Annotated in this window: 9 protein-coding genes and 1 pseudogene; 1 reads left to right on the top strand and 9 read right to left on the bottom strand. The window is 34.8% G+C overall.

The window, feature by feature from the left end; translation table 11 throughout:
* Nucleotides 1-146 precede the first annotated feature (146 nt).
* Nucleotides 147-600: pseudogene (locus tag EBB54_RS32670) on the top strand (transposase); the annotation flags it as partial.
* Between the two features lie 255 nt (nt 601-855).
* Here EBB54_RS32670 and EBB54_RS25790 read toward each other — a convergent pair.
* The 9 genes from EBB54_RS25790 to EBB54_RS25750 all read right to left on the bottom strand — a co-directional run bounded on the left by EBB54_RS25790 (nt 856) and on the right by EBB54_RS25750 (nt 14,682).
* Nucleotides 856-1,722: a serine/threonine-protein kinase gene (locus EBB54_RS25790; protein ID WP_125129559.1), complete on the bottom strand. Its 867-nt coding sequence runs from the start codon at nt 1,720-1,722 to the stop codon at nt 856-858.
* A gap of 2 nt (nt 1,723-1,724) precedes the next feature.
* On the bottom strand, nt 1,725-2,741 hold the full coding sequence (locus tag EBB54_RS25785; protein ID WP_125129558.1) for a DUF262 domain-containing protein: 1,017 nt from the start codon (nt 2,739-2,741) through the stop codon (nt 1,725-1,727).
* Between the two features lie 186 nt (nt 2,742-2,927).
* Nucleotides 2,928-3,827, bottom strand: coding sequence for a phospholipase D-like domain-containing protein (locus tag EBB54_RS25780; protein ID WP_125129557.1), 900 nt, complete (start codon nt 3,825-3,827; stop codon nt 2,928-2,930).
* A gap of 12 nt (nt 3,828-3,839) precedes the next feature.
* Nucleotides 3,840-5,633 (bottom strand): ATP-binding protein, encoded by a 1,794-nt coding sequence (locus EBB54_RS25775; RefSeq protein ID WP_125129556.1) that lies wholly within the window; start codon nt 5,631-5,633, stop codon nt 3,840-3,842.
* Nucleotides 5,634-5,642: 9 nt separating this feature from the next.
* The gene (locus tag EBB54_RS25770) at nt 5,643-7,376 is read right to left on the bottom strand and encodes a DEAD/DEAH box helicase (RefSeq protein ID WP_125129555.1); all 1,734 of its coding nucleotides are present in this window, start codon (nt 7,374-7,376) and stop codon (nt 5,643-5,645) included.
* Nucleotides 7,369-8,511, bottom strand: a complete 1,143-nt coding sequence (locus tag EBB54_RS25765; protein ID WP_162307206.1) for an aminotransferase class V-fold PLP-dependent enzyme — start codon at nt 8,509-8,511, stop codon at nt 7,369-7,371. Before EBB54_RS25765 ends, EBB54_RS25770 begins: the two co-directional genes overlap by 8 nt.
* 15 nt (nt 8,512-8,526) lie before the next feature.
* Complete coding sequence (locus EBB54_RS25760; protein WP_125129553.1) at nt 8,527-12,108, bottom strand: hypothetical protein; 3,582 nt, start codon at nt 12,106-12,108, stop codon at nt 8,527-8,529.
* An 11-nt stretch (nt 12,109-12,119) separates the two neighbouring features.
* Nucleotides 12,120-12,986: a DUF4007 family protein gene (locus EBB54_RS25755; protein ID WP_125129552.1), complete on the bottom strand. Its 867-nt coding sequence runs from the start codon at nt 12,984-12,986 to the stop codon at nt 12,120-12,122.
* A 1-nt stretch (nt 12,987) separates the two neighbouring features.
* A complete protein-coding gene (locus tag EBB54_RS25750) occupies nt 12,988-14,682 on the bottom strand; it encodes a phosphoadenosine phosphosulfate reductase domain-containing protein (protein WP_125129551.1) in 1,695 nt (564 codons plus the stop codon).
* Nucleotides 14,683-15,014 lie beyond the last annotated feature (332 nt).

The raw sequence follows: 15,014 nt of genomic DNA, 5'->3' as shown, positions 1-15,014 counted from the left end.
CAGACACCGCCTATCCCATTTGCAGACAGGATAGGCATTTTTTTACACATTTTTGTTTTAAAACCATATACAACTAGTCCGTACTTTTATATATTCTTCTATTTCTAATGACAGAGATATGGAACGGCTGATGATATTTCGAGTCATATTTTCTTTATTCAAAACCCAACAAATGTGACCCTAATACCGTTCTTAAATATCTCGGCCGCCCTGTCAACGCCAACTCACGCATTGACCACTATAACGGAAGACTGTCACGTTTCATTATAACCGCCACGAAGATAATGCTTATGTAGAAGAAACTCTCCCCGTTATTGAATTTCTTGAGCGGCTCATCTGACATATCCCGGAAAAACACTTTAAGATGATCCGTTATGGCGGTCTTTATGCCCGCCACCGTGAATCGGATAAAAAACTGCACCATGCCATTTCAAAAGAAAAACACCTCTTTTTCCTGGACTACCTTGAATGGAGAAAATGTATTTTTATTTCTTTCAGCTACAACCCTTTAAAATGCCCTGACTGTGGCACCACCATGCTCTTCTGGAGCTGTATTATAATCATAAGCGAGTTTCTTTTGAAGAACTGTATCAGCGGGCTTCTACATGCCAAGCCTCCTTCACAGCTTCCTCTGTCTGTGGTACACTGAAAAGAAAAACAAAGGAGTACATTTACATGCAGCTATCCGTAGAGGAGCCACGAAAAAAATACATGAATCATCCACCATAAGGATACGTTTTTCTTCCTCACAAAAAGTCGAATTTTCCTATAAAGCAGGCTAAGCTGTACACTTATTCAAATTATATATTCAGATAAAGGGACTTGTGTGCTCCTTTAGTGAAAGCAATTCAACGACTATCTATTAATTGTTGCATCGTTAATCAATTCCAATAATTCTTTACCATTCTCTGGTCTTTTTGTATAGTCATTAGCTAAAGTCTTTAAAATAACGCTTCCAATAAATTCATCTGTCCCTATAAAATCATTCTCACTCAATATGCCCCCCGGAAACCTCTTCATTAATACAAACGCAAATATCATTCCCAATTGATAAACATCTGAATATGCGCCTATATTATTCGTCCCGAAATAATATTTATTTACAGCCTCAGGGCTAATCCAAAAAACAGGACCAATTTTTTCATTTTCGCCTGTTATATCACAATGTTCATCCGCATTCACAAACTCACACAACCCAAAATCACTTAAAACCCACGTTTCGCCTTTTACCAGAATATTTTCCGGCTTAATATCCCTGTGTATAGCAAATTGGTGTATTTCCGTTAAAGCTTCACATAATCCACGAAATTGTGGCGCATAGATATCATAGGGTATTTTAGATGCTTGAGACAAAAAATCTTTTAAATTCAAATCTGCTTTTTCCATAATTACAAACAATGCTTGTTGTTCTTGGGAAGATCGTCCATTTTTTTTAAGTTGTTTTAGTTGTATGAATCCATCATCAATATATTTTATAATATGTGGATGATGTAATCGTTTCATCAATGAAATTTCTTGCCTAAACCTTTTTTTACTTTTTTCTGTAAAATGAAGTAAAAACTTTATCGCATAAAGTAAACCATTTTGGTCAATACATTCATAAACAACCCCATTTCCACCTGCACCTAATCTATCACTAATTTCATAGCTATGTCCTGAATTTGCTACAACTTCCTCTCCCTCAAAAAAGAACACTCTATTTTCCTTTAAGTAAAGTTCCATAATCATCCCTCGTAAAGAATAGCCATTCTTTTTCTCATAAATTCCGTTCTCCAATTTCTATTAGCAATAGAATTAGCATCACTTAGACAACGCGTAGCGTATTCCCTATACTCGTCATTGTCTGACTGAGGACCGATGTATTCATCCATTACTCTTAATTCATTACGTACTTCTTCTAGTTTTTCAATCCGCAGTTCTTTTCCTTCTCTCAACTGCAAAACACATGCAAACAGAGAGTAAAAATCTGATTTCTGTTTAAATCTGGTATCGCATATCGGGAATTTTTCCAAATCAAAAATCTGCGAAATGTCTTCTATTACTCCAAGAAATTTTTGTTCAATATCTTCCTTATTATCCAAAATAATATACTTTTCGCATACTTTATCTAAATAGTCCTTTTTATCCTGTACTCCTTCTAATGTTATCGCTAATAGTTCTTCAATAAACTCAACATCCAACATTCTTCTTCTTTGCTTTACACTAAAAATTTTTGAAGTATCAAAAAACGAATTTTCAGATATTTTTTCCGCAAGTGAAATAAAATCTCCCGGAAAATCTGCTTTTCTAAGCTCCTGCTTATTCAATTGCACCGTATATTTATTCACTCTTGAATAGAGATCTCTGATTTCTTCGTCCGATGGATTAAATATCTCGTTAATATCAATCTTATAACGAATAAAATCGTCATGAACGCTTTCTGGCAATTCGCTATATTTCATATTAAAATATGCGCCTTGATATGGCTTTTTTAATGGAAAGTCATCACGAATAAACTTTAAAATAGCCGTCAAGCGTTGTTGTCCGTCTACCACAATTCTATATGTCTTTTCATTCTTCACAATTGACTTAATATATATCTTTGGAATAGGTATCCCCTTCAAAATTGTGTCAATCAACATAATCTGTGCCGCCTGTGTCCATACCTCATTTCTTTGAAAATCTGGTCTTAATTCAAGACGTTCATTGTCCGCCCAATCACGTACATCCGAAATCGGATGCGAATATGATTCCCATTTCATATACTTATATCTCCTTTTCTACTTACCATTTACAATCATTTCTCAAACTACTATAATCACATAAACATAACGCTCTCAATTACCAAAATGAAATATCCCCCCTTCAATTTTACAATTACTTTTGACAATTTGTTCTTCTTGTACCACCTCAGGATTTTAAATATCCATAAGTGCTTTCACAATTGTCTATTTTCTCAAACTTATTCTTTGAGAATAATTAGGCCGGTCAATCACGATTTCCTCCATACCTAATTTATCTATCAAACTCAAAAGATTTGCTAACATCTGTTTCACATCTCTTCTATATGGCTTAGGATCGGAAATAAGTATATTATGTAATTTCTCAGCTAATGTGCCAAAATATAAACACCCTTTGTTTTCTTTTAATATAGCTAATAACCATAAATATGCATTGCTCCATCTAAATAATTCCTTAAATTTTACAATATCTCCATTATATGTTTCATCTAAAAAAGAAAAATATTCACCATTTCTTAAGTTAAAGTCCTCAGGTAGTTCATATGAAAATAAAGTATCAATATGAGGATTAAACATAGTCGTTATCGACGCATCCCAACTATAAATTTCTTGTTGTCCGTTTTTCCCTACTGCATTTATTTGAGATTTTAGCTTTCTTAACAGCGCACTATCTATTAAAATAGCATCATCAAACAACTTATTGATCTTTTCAACATCCTTTGGTTCTATATCAACCAAAGTCGCTATTTCCATATTTCTATTTTTTCCAATACTCAGCCCTGAGTTAGTTGCGTTTGCGCTGCCAATTAATCCTCTCTTATTATCAATAATATATGTCTTGGCGTGCAAGTCAAAACAAATATAAACTTGCCAGCCTGCTCTTATTCCACATTCTATTATAGAGAAATCGGTACTTCCTTTCAGAATATCATCCATTCTGAATCTGACAAGCAGACGTTTTTCCTTAACTCCATCATTTATGTAGCCATCTAAATGCAAAAAAGAAGGTTCTTTACAATAAGCTGTAATTATCTGTACAGAAGATAATGCACCCTTTAATTCTCTTCTTACCGAATCTAATATCTCATCTGAAATAAGTATAGACATAAAATTCATCCTCTACTGTGTATTTCTTGGGTTAAGCTGCTCTGAAATATAATTATTCAAACGATTATACCAAGTTGTCATAAGCCTGTCATTCTCAACCAGTTGATATGAGTCCGTCTTTCGCACTGATTGAATTAAAGAAGCCAGGAATAATTCAAATGTTATCTTTACCTCTGCATTTGAATATATTTTACTTAAGAACGATGTATAAAATTTATGGCTTGTATTTATTGTAATAACTGTTGTTTTAAGAACAGCTTTATAATCAAATGCTGGACTTCTTTCTCCCTTATCAGCGTAAACAAAATTAACAGAATTATTGATAAACGCAGTCCCCTGTTCATCTGTCGGATTTTCATACCCTAGCTCTTTTAATTCCTCTTTACCTGTCTCCGCAACTTCTTCTGCCGAAGGTACATCTACATCCTCGTCTTCTTCATCAAAATCTGTAGTTGCCGGATCATTTTCTACTGTATTTATTATTTCAGTACTAGGGTTATTATTTCCATCAAAAGTTCTTGTATTTTTTCTAGTCTCTTCATTTTGAGCATACATGGCTTTTATTGTGGGAATAATCGTTGCCGCCAATTGATCCCAAATAGGTGAAATATCAACCTCATCAGAATCCAAATCATTAACATCCACTTTCTTTAGTTCAACATACTGTTTGTTGTTTGAAACTCCAAATACCTCATCCAGCTCTGGCTCAAAAATAATTTCACATCCCCACCATCTATGCTGTGGTTTATTAATTACACTATAAAAATCAAAACGCCTAAAATCGATTTCTCTCCTTGCTCTTACTACAGAAATGCCCTCCATTTTTGCAGCATGCTTCCCTAATCTATAATTGCCAGGATCTCCATTAGGAAATGCTGTTTTATCATAAAACTTATTTTTTACAATTGAAAATCTTATTGTTACAGGCGATGTCGCTAAATGCCCATTCTTATTAATATATTTGATTGGAATCTCTACCTCTCCTGTTCCAGTTCCTTTTGCTGTATATAATTCAAAAGGTGCCTCTATATTCGTTTTCTGTCCCGCCTTATATATATGTTTTGGTTCCTCAGGATCACAAAGCACGCAATTATCCTCCATCAAAAATAATGGATCGTTAGGCACTATATCAATTGCGGCATCTGGATTTTCATCACAAACTATTTTTATTTTGCTTACTTCATCATGTATAAAATACCGGAATTTTTGTCCCAAACTAAATTCTAATCTTTCTGTTAATGGGCCACGTGTCTTAGGATTAATTCGATCACATTTCTTCCAGATAACCAATGTTCCCGATTGTGAAAAATCATATGCTTCAAGCATTGTTTGATATCTGATATAGGAAGCGTATGGTTCAGGAATTGCTTCCTGTATAGGATCTTCAATTTCCGTCTGCTCTCCATCTTTTATTTTATTGATATCAAGATATACTTTCTGAGCATTTTCTACGCCTCCCTGCCAAGAATACACTTCAATTTCAGGACAAGCATATAATGAAGCCTGTGGCAATCCGACTCCAAATCTCCCCATCCCTTTTCTTGCCTGACGTGTCGATGCTCCAATACCTAAGCAGCTTCCCAAAACATCGGAGTTCATACCCTCCCCATTGTCCAAAAAACCGATCTCTGTAACAACTTTTCTTCCAGAAGCGGCAACTCCTTCCCGCAAAATAACAAAAATATTTTCTGCCCCTGCTTCTACGGAATTATCAATTATTTCAGACACAGCGCTCTCAATGTTTTTATAGCCAGTATTTCTAAGCGCGTCACCCATATTTCTAATATCCACAATGCTTTTTCCCATGTCTTCCTCCTAAACTCTCCAGTAATCATTAAAGTGAGAAAATGCAGTCTCATTATCAAACATTTGCAAATTATCATCTATATCTATAAGTGTGCATTCCTCATTGCCGCCCATAAGCGGCCCTCTAAGTCCTCTCCCTAGCATTTGGCTATAAAGAACAATTGAATGTGTCGGCCGAGTAATAAAAACACATTTAATATTCTTTGAGTCAAAACCCGTAGTTAACACTTCATAATTAATGATAATGTCCACACCGGAATCCTTCTTTTTAAAAGCCTCTATTGCACGTTTCCGATCCATTGGAGCCATCTCTCCTAAAACCAGGCTATTAGGAATCCCTTCAAGCATTAACATTGCTGATAACATTTTGGCATGATCAACCGAACAAGCAAAGACGATCGTTGGTTTTTTGTCAAGCCGAAGTTGCCGCAACTGCCTCATAATTTCCAGATTTCGTTCCTTATTCCTTGCCAGAACCTTCAGCTGATCAGCAGTATACTCTTTATCATCATAACCCAAGTCTCTGAGAGCTCCACCTAAAATTTTGAGTTCCTGTTCAGAAAAATCTTTATGATATGATAATCTCCAAGGATGCATTTTAGCTAGTATGTGTCTATCCTGAAAATACTTGATAATATTTGTTTCAGCAACAATATTTAATGCCTTTAGTTTTCCATAATTTATTTGATTTAATATATCGGAATCAATATAAATCAATTTATTACCAAACATGTTAGTCAACAAGTTATTATCATAGGAATCTTCGGTAGTTCTACCCGGAGTAGCAGTTAAGCCTATCAATGCTCTATTCTCATATCCAGAAGGCATTCGCATTAATCCCTCAATTACTTTTTGCGTCTGCGTTGCTGCTGCCTTATGCGCTTCATCAAAAACAATTAATCTACAGTCCTTCTTTAATCTTTCATATAAATCCTGATATGAAGACACAATTGACATTAATTTTGATAATCCACAGAATACAATTCCGCTCAGTGGAGTATTCGTATTGCTTATATTTTTATTTCCCCACAATTTATAGGTATTTATCTGTCCATCTCCTAAATGACTCCAGACAGATACAAATGTATCGTATGCCTGCTGCAAAAGTTCAATTGTATGCGCAACCCAAATCACCACACCATTTTTCTCTAACGTGAAATTTATGTAGTTTGTTATTATATGCATCGATGTTTTTGTCTTACCGGTCCCCGTTGGCATATGCACCAACATCCGCTCAAGTAAATGTCCAGAATTCAGATTATTGAGTACTCTTTGCTTTATATAATATTGATAGTCCAACAGCTCATAAAATTGCTCTTCCGGGGAAGCAATCACGTTTTCAATTATGGTATCATCTTTTTCTTTATCAAACACAGAATCTGGAACATCCCACAATTTTAGCAGATATGCACTTACTGCATTTCTGTTCCAAGGCTTATTCGCTACAATATCAATTATACGTAACGGATCTGTTTCCGCTTTTTCAAAGCCAGAAAGACATTCATCCCTTATCCCCAAAATCTCTGTTGTCCTCATACACTGAAGTAGGTCTTTTCTGAATTGCTTTTCTTTTAAGATCGATGTTCCATAAAGAGAATCAATCATACTCACCATCCGCTGTTTTGTGAGCAATGTGTCTCCTTTAGGCAGCCACTCAATCAACAAGTCAATCATATCCTGTCCCAGATATCTACGTAAATCCGATTGACTAAATTTTAACATATAATCGGTATATTTACGCATCTATAATCTCCTTCATCCCCGCTACAAGTTTATCTATGTCATCCATCGTAGAAAACTGTCCCAACCCGACCCTCACCGTTCCTAGAGTTCCAGTATCTTTTAAATATTTATGGATAAATGGCGCACAATGGTAACCTGTTCTTACTGCTATATCAAAATCCTCATCAAGAATTGTTCCGATGTCCTCTGAATTAAATCCCTTAACTACAAATGAAACAATCCCAACATGCCGCTTAAGATTTTCAGGTAAATACATTTTAATTTCTTTCACAGAAGACAACTTGTCTATCAGATAATCCGATAATTCCTTCTCACGTTTCATACAAAACACCGGATCTATATCCTTAAGCGCAGCATTCAATCCGGCAACAGCAACAATATTACAACTGGATGATTCATACCTTGACTCTTTTCCGTCTGGCATTTCGAGATTGAGAGAATCACTTCCCGTCCCTCCACTAATAAAAACATCTAGCGGAACCCCTGAAATGTTAATAAAACCGCCTATCCCTAACGGACCATAAAGAGTCTTGTGACCTGTAAATGCTATTATATCTACCTTCATCAAACTTGCCCGAATTTCTACCAATCCCATTGATTGGGCAGAATCAAGAATATTGACACAGTTATATTTTTTTGATTCCTCAAATATCTCTTTCACTGGCAAAATATAACCGGTAACATTGCTTACATGCGTACAAAAAACTGCTTCCGGTCTATCTTTTGCAAATTCATACTTCATTTTCTCTAAATCAATTTCCAAATCAGAATTGATTGGAATCTCTTTAACAATAATTCCTTTCTTCTTTGCAAGTTCATAAATACTTCTAGCAACCGCATTATGCTCATAGGGTGATAAATAGACGACTGCTTTATTTCTTAATCTCAATCCGTTAACTATCTGATTCATTGCAATCGTTATAGATGGCGCAAAAATCACAGCCGCAGATATATCCACATATATCAGTCTACGAAGTAAGTCCTTCGTTTCTGCAATAAGTCTACTTGCATCTTGCGCAAGCTTATATGATCCTCGCCCTGCATTAACAGCCCCTTCTCTATTCATTTTATCCATAGCATCATACACGACACTTGGTTTTGGAAATGTCGTTGCAGCATTATCTAAATAAACCATAGCGTCCATCAGTCCTTACTTTGTAATTTTCTCAATCATCTCCAATAAAATGGAAACTCTATCATTCACACTTAGGTCATCATATTCCTCTAATGTATCTTCAATAATATTTCTAAGCACACTTCCTGTACTTTCATTAGCATAACTATATGTTTTTTCAAATAGTTCTCCATTTCTTCGCGTAAAAGAAAGTGTCATCTCTCCTTCTACCACTTCATCTTGTATAGATTCAATTTTTTTCTTTACGGAATTCAGTTCCTCTACAAATTCTTCAATTGATCCAGTATTCCAGTTTTCAATGTATACGTCTGTTACAGATTTAACTACTTTTCTTGCAATTTCAGTATCACTATATACGTCCATTGTTTCAATCGCTGACATAAAATTAGTTACCCGACCATTGTATAATCCCTGTCTGGATCTTTTACTTTGATTTCCATACCATTCCTTCAGGTTATGAAACAAATCTTTCTTTCTTTTTCCTCCCCATGCTTCATATATTTTTGATATAGCCTCAGCCTGAACCCAATCAAAATAGTCGTCATAATATGTTTTACATTCATCTATTACCCTAAACGTTTCCTCTAAAGACTCTGATTTAAACGCCTCAGGAAATTCTACAAACAAGCTCTCAAATGGATTAAATTCTACTTTTTGCATTGACTTTTTAATTTCTCTCATCGCACGAATCATGCCATCAGTTTTAACATAACGTTCAAGGTCTATTGCATTTCTTGATGCCTGCGGCAAGGCTCTAAACCATCTCTGCATACAAATAAAAATGTTTTTTATCCTATTTGCTGATAAGTTTCTATTATCCTCTACTTGAAAAAGTATGTTTAATTCTCTTATATATTTCTCCTTTTGCAAATCTTCTTTCGAAATATAAATTGCGTAATCCTCGGGCTGCTTGCACATATTGACAATAATATCTGCAGTTAACTGCACTTCTTTATCAGAAAAATAAACAATAATATCCTCGCGCCTGTTTGCCAAAACATATGCCAAATAAAATGGAATCAATCCAAGTCTCATTCCATACGGTGCCGATGTCAATTGTATAATCAATTCTGACATCAAAACCTTTGTATCAGAGCAAGAATCCAAAAAGCAATTTATCTCCTGCAACATATCCTTTATATTATCATCTGGTGAACTATTAACAATATTTGTTACGCAAAAAAGGGCTCTGTAAATACTCGCCTCCTGACTGGAGCCTTCATAAAATTCTTTTGTATCTGTATGGGATAACAGTGCATGTATAATATTTATTCTTGCTTTTCTGGTCTGCGCCGTGCCTATAACGAAACGATTAACCATCTCATTATTGATTACCGGTGTCTTTGTAAATACATTTTCACAGCATTCATTTACTGCTAACTCTTCATTTCCTATTTTTGTAGTTTTTACCCCTTTTCCGTCAAAGAACAAAATTCTCGTATCAGTATCATCTTCATATACTTCCTCTAATGACAATTCCAATTCAGTTGTCAGATCTTCTATCATCAAAGGGAGTTCTTTTTTCAGTATCTCATTGTCAGATGTAAATGCCTGATTATTTCTTAACTCTTGGATAATTTCATATTCTTTTAATTTTTTCTGAATCTTTAATCCTTTCTTAGGACAAACAACAACCAGCCGTGGTTCTGCGAGATCAAGAATATGTTGTTTTACTATCTCCTGCTTTATTTCTACAAAACTAAATAATGTAATAACTTTACCGTCTCCAGTACAGCCTCTAAGCAAAGCTTCAGTGGAATCAATATTTAAAAAGTCATCAACATTCATATATTGATTCACAAAAAACCTCGTCATCATGTGTACCGTATTATATTTACGAGGAATTACATGATATTTTCCCGTAACATCCAATAATACCTTTGAATAATTAACATTATCCCCTTTAATCTCTCTTTGTCGTTTGATCTCTGATCTTAGTTCTGAACCAGCTCTTGTCTTGAATACAAAACTACCTGTAGCACTTTTTACATAAATAAGTTGTTTTTTTTCGAGTTCGTTAATAGTTTGAGCGCTATCTGCTACATTTGTGCATAGTCTAAGATATTTTTCTGTTGCTGGGATTTCATCCTCTTTATTTACAATCAAAATAATCGCTAAGGCTTTAATGATCTTTTCTTGATCTACCGACTCGCATTTTTCAATTGCATATTCTGCGCTCAGCCAAATATTGTGAATATATTCATTAGAAACTTCTTTTTTTAGCAAAAAACTAAAATAATCATAGATAAGATCTGCTCCGATACTCCATCCCATTTCTTTAGAGTGTTCTGATACAAACCTGGCCATACTATGAGGCTCATCATTTGAAATAAAGGTAAATAGTGTCCTCTCATTCTGAGCAATTTTTTCACTTATATTCAATAATAAATATGTTGCAATTGGATTTAATGGATAACATCCCTTTAGAATAATGTTATCAAATTCACTTTCAACAAACTTACTTCTAAACGCTGGTAATTGATAATATTCCTGACACGCAGTCGCTCCAAGAATATTCTCATAATGAGGAATGCTACTAAGCTCATCTTCTTTTTTTATAATTGCATTCTTAATCAACTCATAATTATTTTTAGACGAAGTAATAAAATATTTTTCAATAATCCTTCCTTCAATTCCGACGAATGAATTAATAATATCCTGCGAAAGATATTTTCCATATTCTTTTATACTTTTGTGTGTGACCATCGTAAAATACATTTGAGCATTTCGTGAATCTGTTGCCAACTCGCAAAGATCCTGAATTAATTTCATATTTGCCCCTACAGCCATTCCATTTTGGCTTTCTATGAATTTGCTAAACTCGTCAAAAACAATATAAATCCCCTTGTATTTATGCTCTTCTACGAGTTTTTCACTTATACTTTTGTATAAGGGCAACACATCAGATACAACCATCGGATTAAACTCGCTACCTGCTGTGATCTTTGGATAAATGGTTTTGAAAAGTTCCAGAGCTTCCTTTGAATACTTTTTTAAATCCGTCTTGAACCCAGACATACTTATTCCACACATTGAAATTTCTTGCTCAAATACTTCATAAGTATCAAGATAATTTTTTTCCCAGTCATCGATTCTTTCTAATGCAATTGAATAATATGTATCTGGAATCAAATCTAATAATTTTTCGCGCTTTAACGCGTCGTTCAGTCCATATAAAAACGCTTGTTTCAGATCACCCGTAGTATCTGTAATCAATACCGGAAGAAACTTATCCTGACTCCATATCCTCTCAATTTGTTTAGCAGCTGTCTCTCCTATTTCGTCAACTTTTCTTATCTTTTCAATGAGTTTATCGATTACTTCTGTATTCTCTGATGTTCTCTCAAGAGACAGTACAGCAAGAAAGACCAAAAGTAAATGAGATTTTCCTTTGCCATATGGTCCCACCAATAATGTAGCCTGTTCTTTGTTTTCTAATACAGCCTTAGCATATTCACTCATAAGGCTAACAGACGGTTTTGTTGGTATATATCCCAGTACTTTATTCGTCTTATTTAGACTTAAATATAGATTTATCGCCATCTTAAAATTACTATTAAACTCTATAATATTCTTTAACGAATCTATCTTTTCCATGCCATCACCTACTAGCGGTTTTTATAATAGTCTTCCAATATATTTAGTTCCTGCTTTTTTTGCATAAAATAAATCATATCAAGACCAGCCGTTCTGTTAACATGTATATATCCCGCAGCATCTAATCTATCAAAATAATCATTGGCCATTACGCTTGTCAAATTATAAATATTAGCCAATCCATTTTCTCCATAAACCGCTTTTTCAATAGAAACCCCTTCTGAATCTTTTGACATAAGAATCAACTCATACAACACTATCATTTCCGATAAACTCTTCTTGTTAGGGTGATTTTTAATATATTTTCCATCTATATTTTTTATTAATGCCAACTGAGAAAATGGAGAAATACCTTTATCTTCCGGATCTGATTTTTCTTTATTTTTACTGTACATATTAAGCAATACATCCACATCATTACTTAATGATTTTTCAGAAAAATTTTGACCCGCAACATATTTCTTTACTTCTCTTAATAAAATAGCTTCAATCTCGCTTTTTTTCAGTTCATCTGCATCACAATGGTTAAAATACATAAACCAAGTTGTCGCCTCTTCCTTATTTTTAGAAATATAAGAATGCATAATCCACAAAGTAAATGGGTCTTCCAAATACGGATCATATTTAGCAATAAGTTTTCCTCTTTCTGTCAGTTCAACCCCTGCCGATCTCTTTTCAATTGTCAGCCCAAAAGCTCTCATCCAATACCTAAGTGATTTAACCATGTTACTTCCGATGCCAAACATGTCTGTTGCATCTTTTCTCAAAAAAACTTCTGGCGCATCGGGAATTATGATAAGCGCCTTGTTAACCCATCCTTCTCTCAAAGCAAACTTTTCATGGCCTTGTAATTTAAATTTAACCTTTTTCACTGCCATACTACAACCTCTTTATACATAATACTTTCCTCATATAACATCCTGCATCGAAATGTCCTACACATTCTGTACATCTCTTACACTTATCGTCATCTATTGAATAAGAAATTTTACCATTCCCATCATCTTTAACATGAATAGCGTCAAACCTACATACACTTTCACATGCCTTACATCCCAGGCACATCTGATATTTTGTAAGCTGGCATTGAACTTTTCCCTCTGCTGCTGACAATGTTCTTGCTTTTGCAATGTGTATATCTTTTATTATCACTTTTAACTTTGTGCCACCAATTCGGCCTTGAAGTATCAATAATACTTTATTAGCCTTATCCACAACAAAAACTTCGCCAAGGCGCTTATTTCCTAATTCCATATTTATATAACCAAACGGCTTAAACAATTCATATAGCTCTTCTGTAATCGGTCTTTGTAAGGCATAGTTGAATGCCCTCTCATCTGTTGCGCATGGCTCGAATGAAACAACCGATGACTGAGCAGCGATAAGCCCATTCCCCCCCTGCCTTGCTTTCCATCCCCCTTCATTCACATATGTTTCCGGATCCGGCTTTCCAACTTGTTTTGCAAAATCCACAAGTATGTCATGCCAATGAGCATACTTGTCATACATATGAATCTTGGCAAGAAATTCCGACCAACCTCCATTATTGGGGCAACACCAGCAACCAACTCGTGTCCATCCGAGCCTATATGCATAATTAAAATCTATCTTTGTGGTTAATATATATAACCAAACATCATAATCAATCCACTCAATAATTGGTGAGACGACAGTTTGTTTCGAAATTTTAGGACTTTCGCTTTCTCTTTCATACTTACTTCTACTCACAGATTCACTATGACGGATACCCTGGAAGCTTAAAATATTACTCTTATCTTTAAATGCAGATGAAATTGTTTTCTGAATTGCTCCGGTCTTAAATACTGTACAGCACCACCGCATAACTCTACTTGGGGGGCCTACTACTTCGCAAAGTCTCTCGAAATTTTTTTCCCTGTTCTTCGCTGTAAGAACTCTAACCCCTTGTGACTCTTCATTTTTGCTAAATCGCTTCTTATATTCAAGCGTATACGGAAATTCCAGTGTTGTATCCCCAAATACATGCAACACTTTGTTTGTCCCCAATGCTCTATTGACAACATGAGAAGTAACTGTAGAATCCTTTCCTCCACTAAACGAGACCATCATATCATCGACTGTATATCGTTCCTTATACTGTTGAACAAAATGAACAGCTTCTTCTGTTATATAGTTATATCTATCGGCGTTTGCTTGAATAAACTTTTCCACAAACTTATCAAAAAAATGGTACTCTATTTTCTCAGCAAATAGTTCATATTTTTCCTTAATCTGCTTTATTTGTTCAATCGATAAATTGTTTATTTTTGTAATAGGAAGTCTAATCTTTTTCCCATCTACTATATAAACTCCGCTTCCATGCCAAACTGATGAGGCTTGGTATCTTGCAGGATTGTTTTCCAGAATGATGGAAATTAATGCGTTCTCTTCTGGAAAGACAGGGCGTAAGTCCGTTGTAACATATTTTCCATCAGTACCACAGATAGGACAAACATTGTCAAAGATAGGTATGTTGCATTTATCACACCAGTAAATTGTAGAAGACATTTTGGTAACGCAACCACAGTTAGGCTTTATGCATTTTTCTCCATTCATAGGAACCCTACACTTAGGGCAAATTCTTTCTATCATATACTCTCTAATATCTATTCGGTCATTACCGCATCACAGATATCTCCCATTTTACAATCCAAATATTCACAAGTCATCAAAATAACAGATATGGACAATTCTAATTCATAACTTTTTGTAGCTTATTTTCATTTCAAATCCCAATTGATACAATTAGACATTCTGTAACAACACCTATTAGGCATTTTAACACAAGGTCAATATAAACGTCAACTACCGCAAAAGATGTAAAAATGTTACCCTAAGAAATGGGTCGAGTAGGGGCTGTTGCACCAGAGTTCAAAAAATCTCGGATG

It is taken from the genome of Schaedlerella arabinosiphila (assembly GCF_003885045.1).
Lineage (GTDB): Bacteria > Bacillota > Clostridia > Lachnospirales > Lachnospiraceae > Schaedlerella > Schaedlerella arabinosiphila.
Note: the sequence above shows the minus strand (reverse complement) of the source record. Positions and strands in the feature narration are given on the sequence as shown.

Excerpts from the sequence above, each read along its gene's own strand:
- EBB54_RS25790 (WP_125129559.1), bottom strand. The coding sequence starts at position 1,722 with ATGGAACTTTACTTAAAGGAAAATAGAGTGTTCTTTTTTGAGGGAGAG.
- EBB54_RS25785 (WP_125129558.1), bottom strand. The coding sequence starts at position 2,741 with ATGAAATGGGAATCATATTCGCATCCGATTTCGGATGTACGTGATTGG.
- EBB54_RS25780 (WP_125129557.1), bottom strand. The coding sequence starts at position 3,827 with ATGTCTATACTTATTTCAGATGAGATATTAGATTCGGTAAGAAGAGAA.
- EBB54_RS25775 (WP_125129556.1), bottom strand. The coding sequence starts at position 5,633 with ATGGGAAAAAGCATTGTGGATATTAGAAATATGGGTGACGCGCTTAGA.
- EBB54_RS25770 (WP_125129555.1), bottom strand. The coding sequence starts at position 7,376 with ATGCGTAAATATACCGATTATATGTTAAAATTTAGTCAATCGGATTTA.
- EBB54_RS25765 (WP_162307206.1), bottom strand. The coding sequence starts at position 8,511 with ATGGTTTATTTAGATAATGCTGCAACGACATTTCCAAAACCAAGTGTC.
- EBB54_RS25760 (WP_125129553.1), bottom strand. The coding sequence starts at position 12,108 with ATGGAAAAGATAGATTCGTTAAAGAATATTATAGAGTTTAATAGTAAT.
- EBB54_RS25755 (WP_125129552.1), bottom strand. The coding sequence starts at position 12,986 with ATGGCAGTGAAAAAGGTTAAATTTAAATTACAAGGCCATGAAAAGTTT.
- EBB54_RS25750 (WP_125129551.1), bottom strand. The coding sequence starts at position 14,682 with ATGAATGGAGAAAAATGCATAAAGCCTAACTGTGGTTGCGTTACCAAA.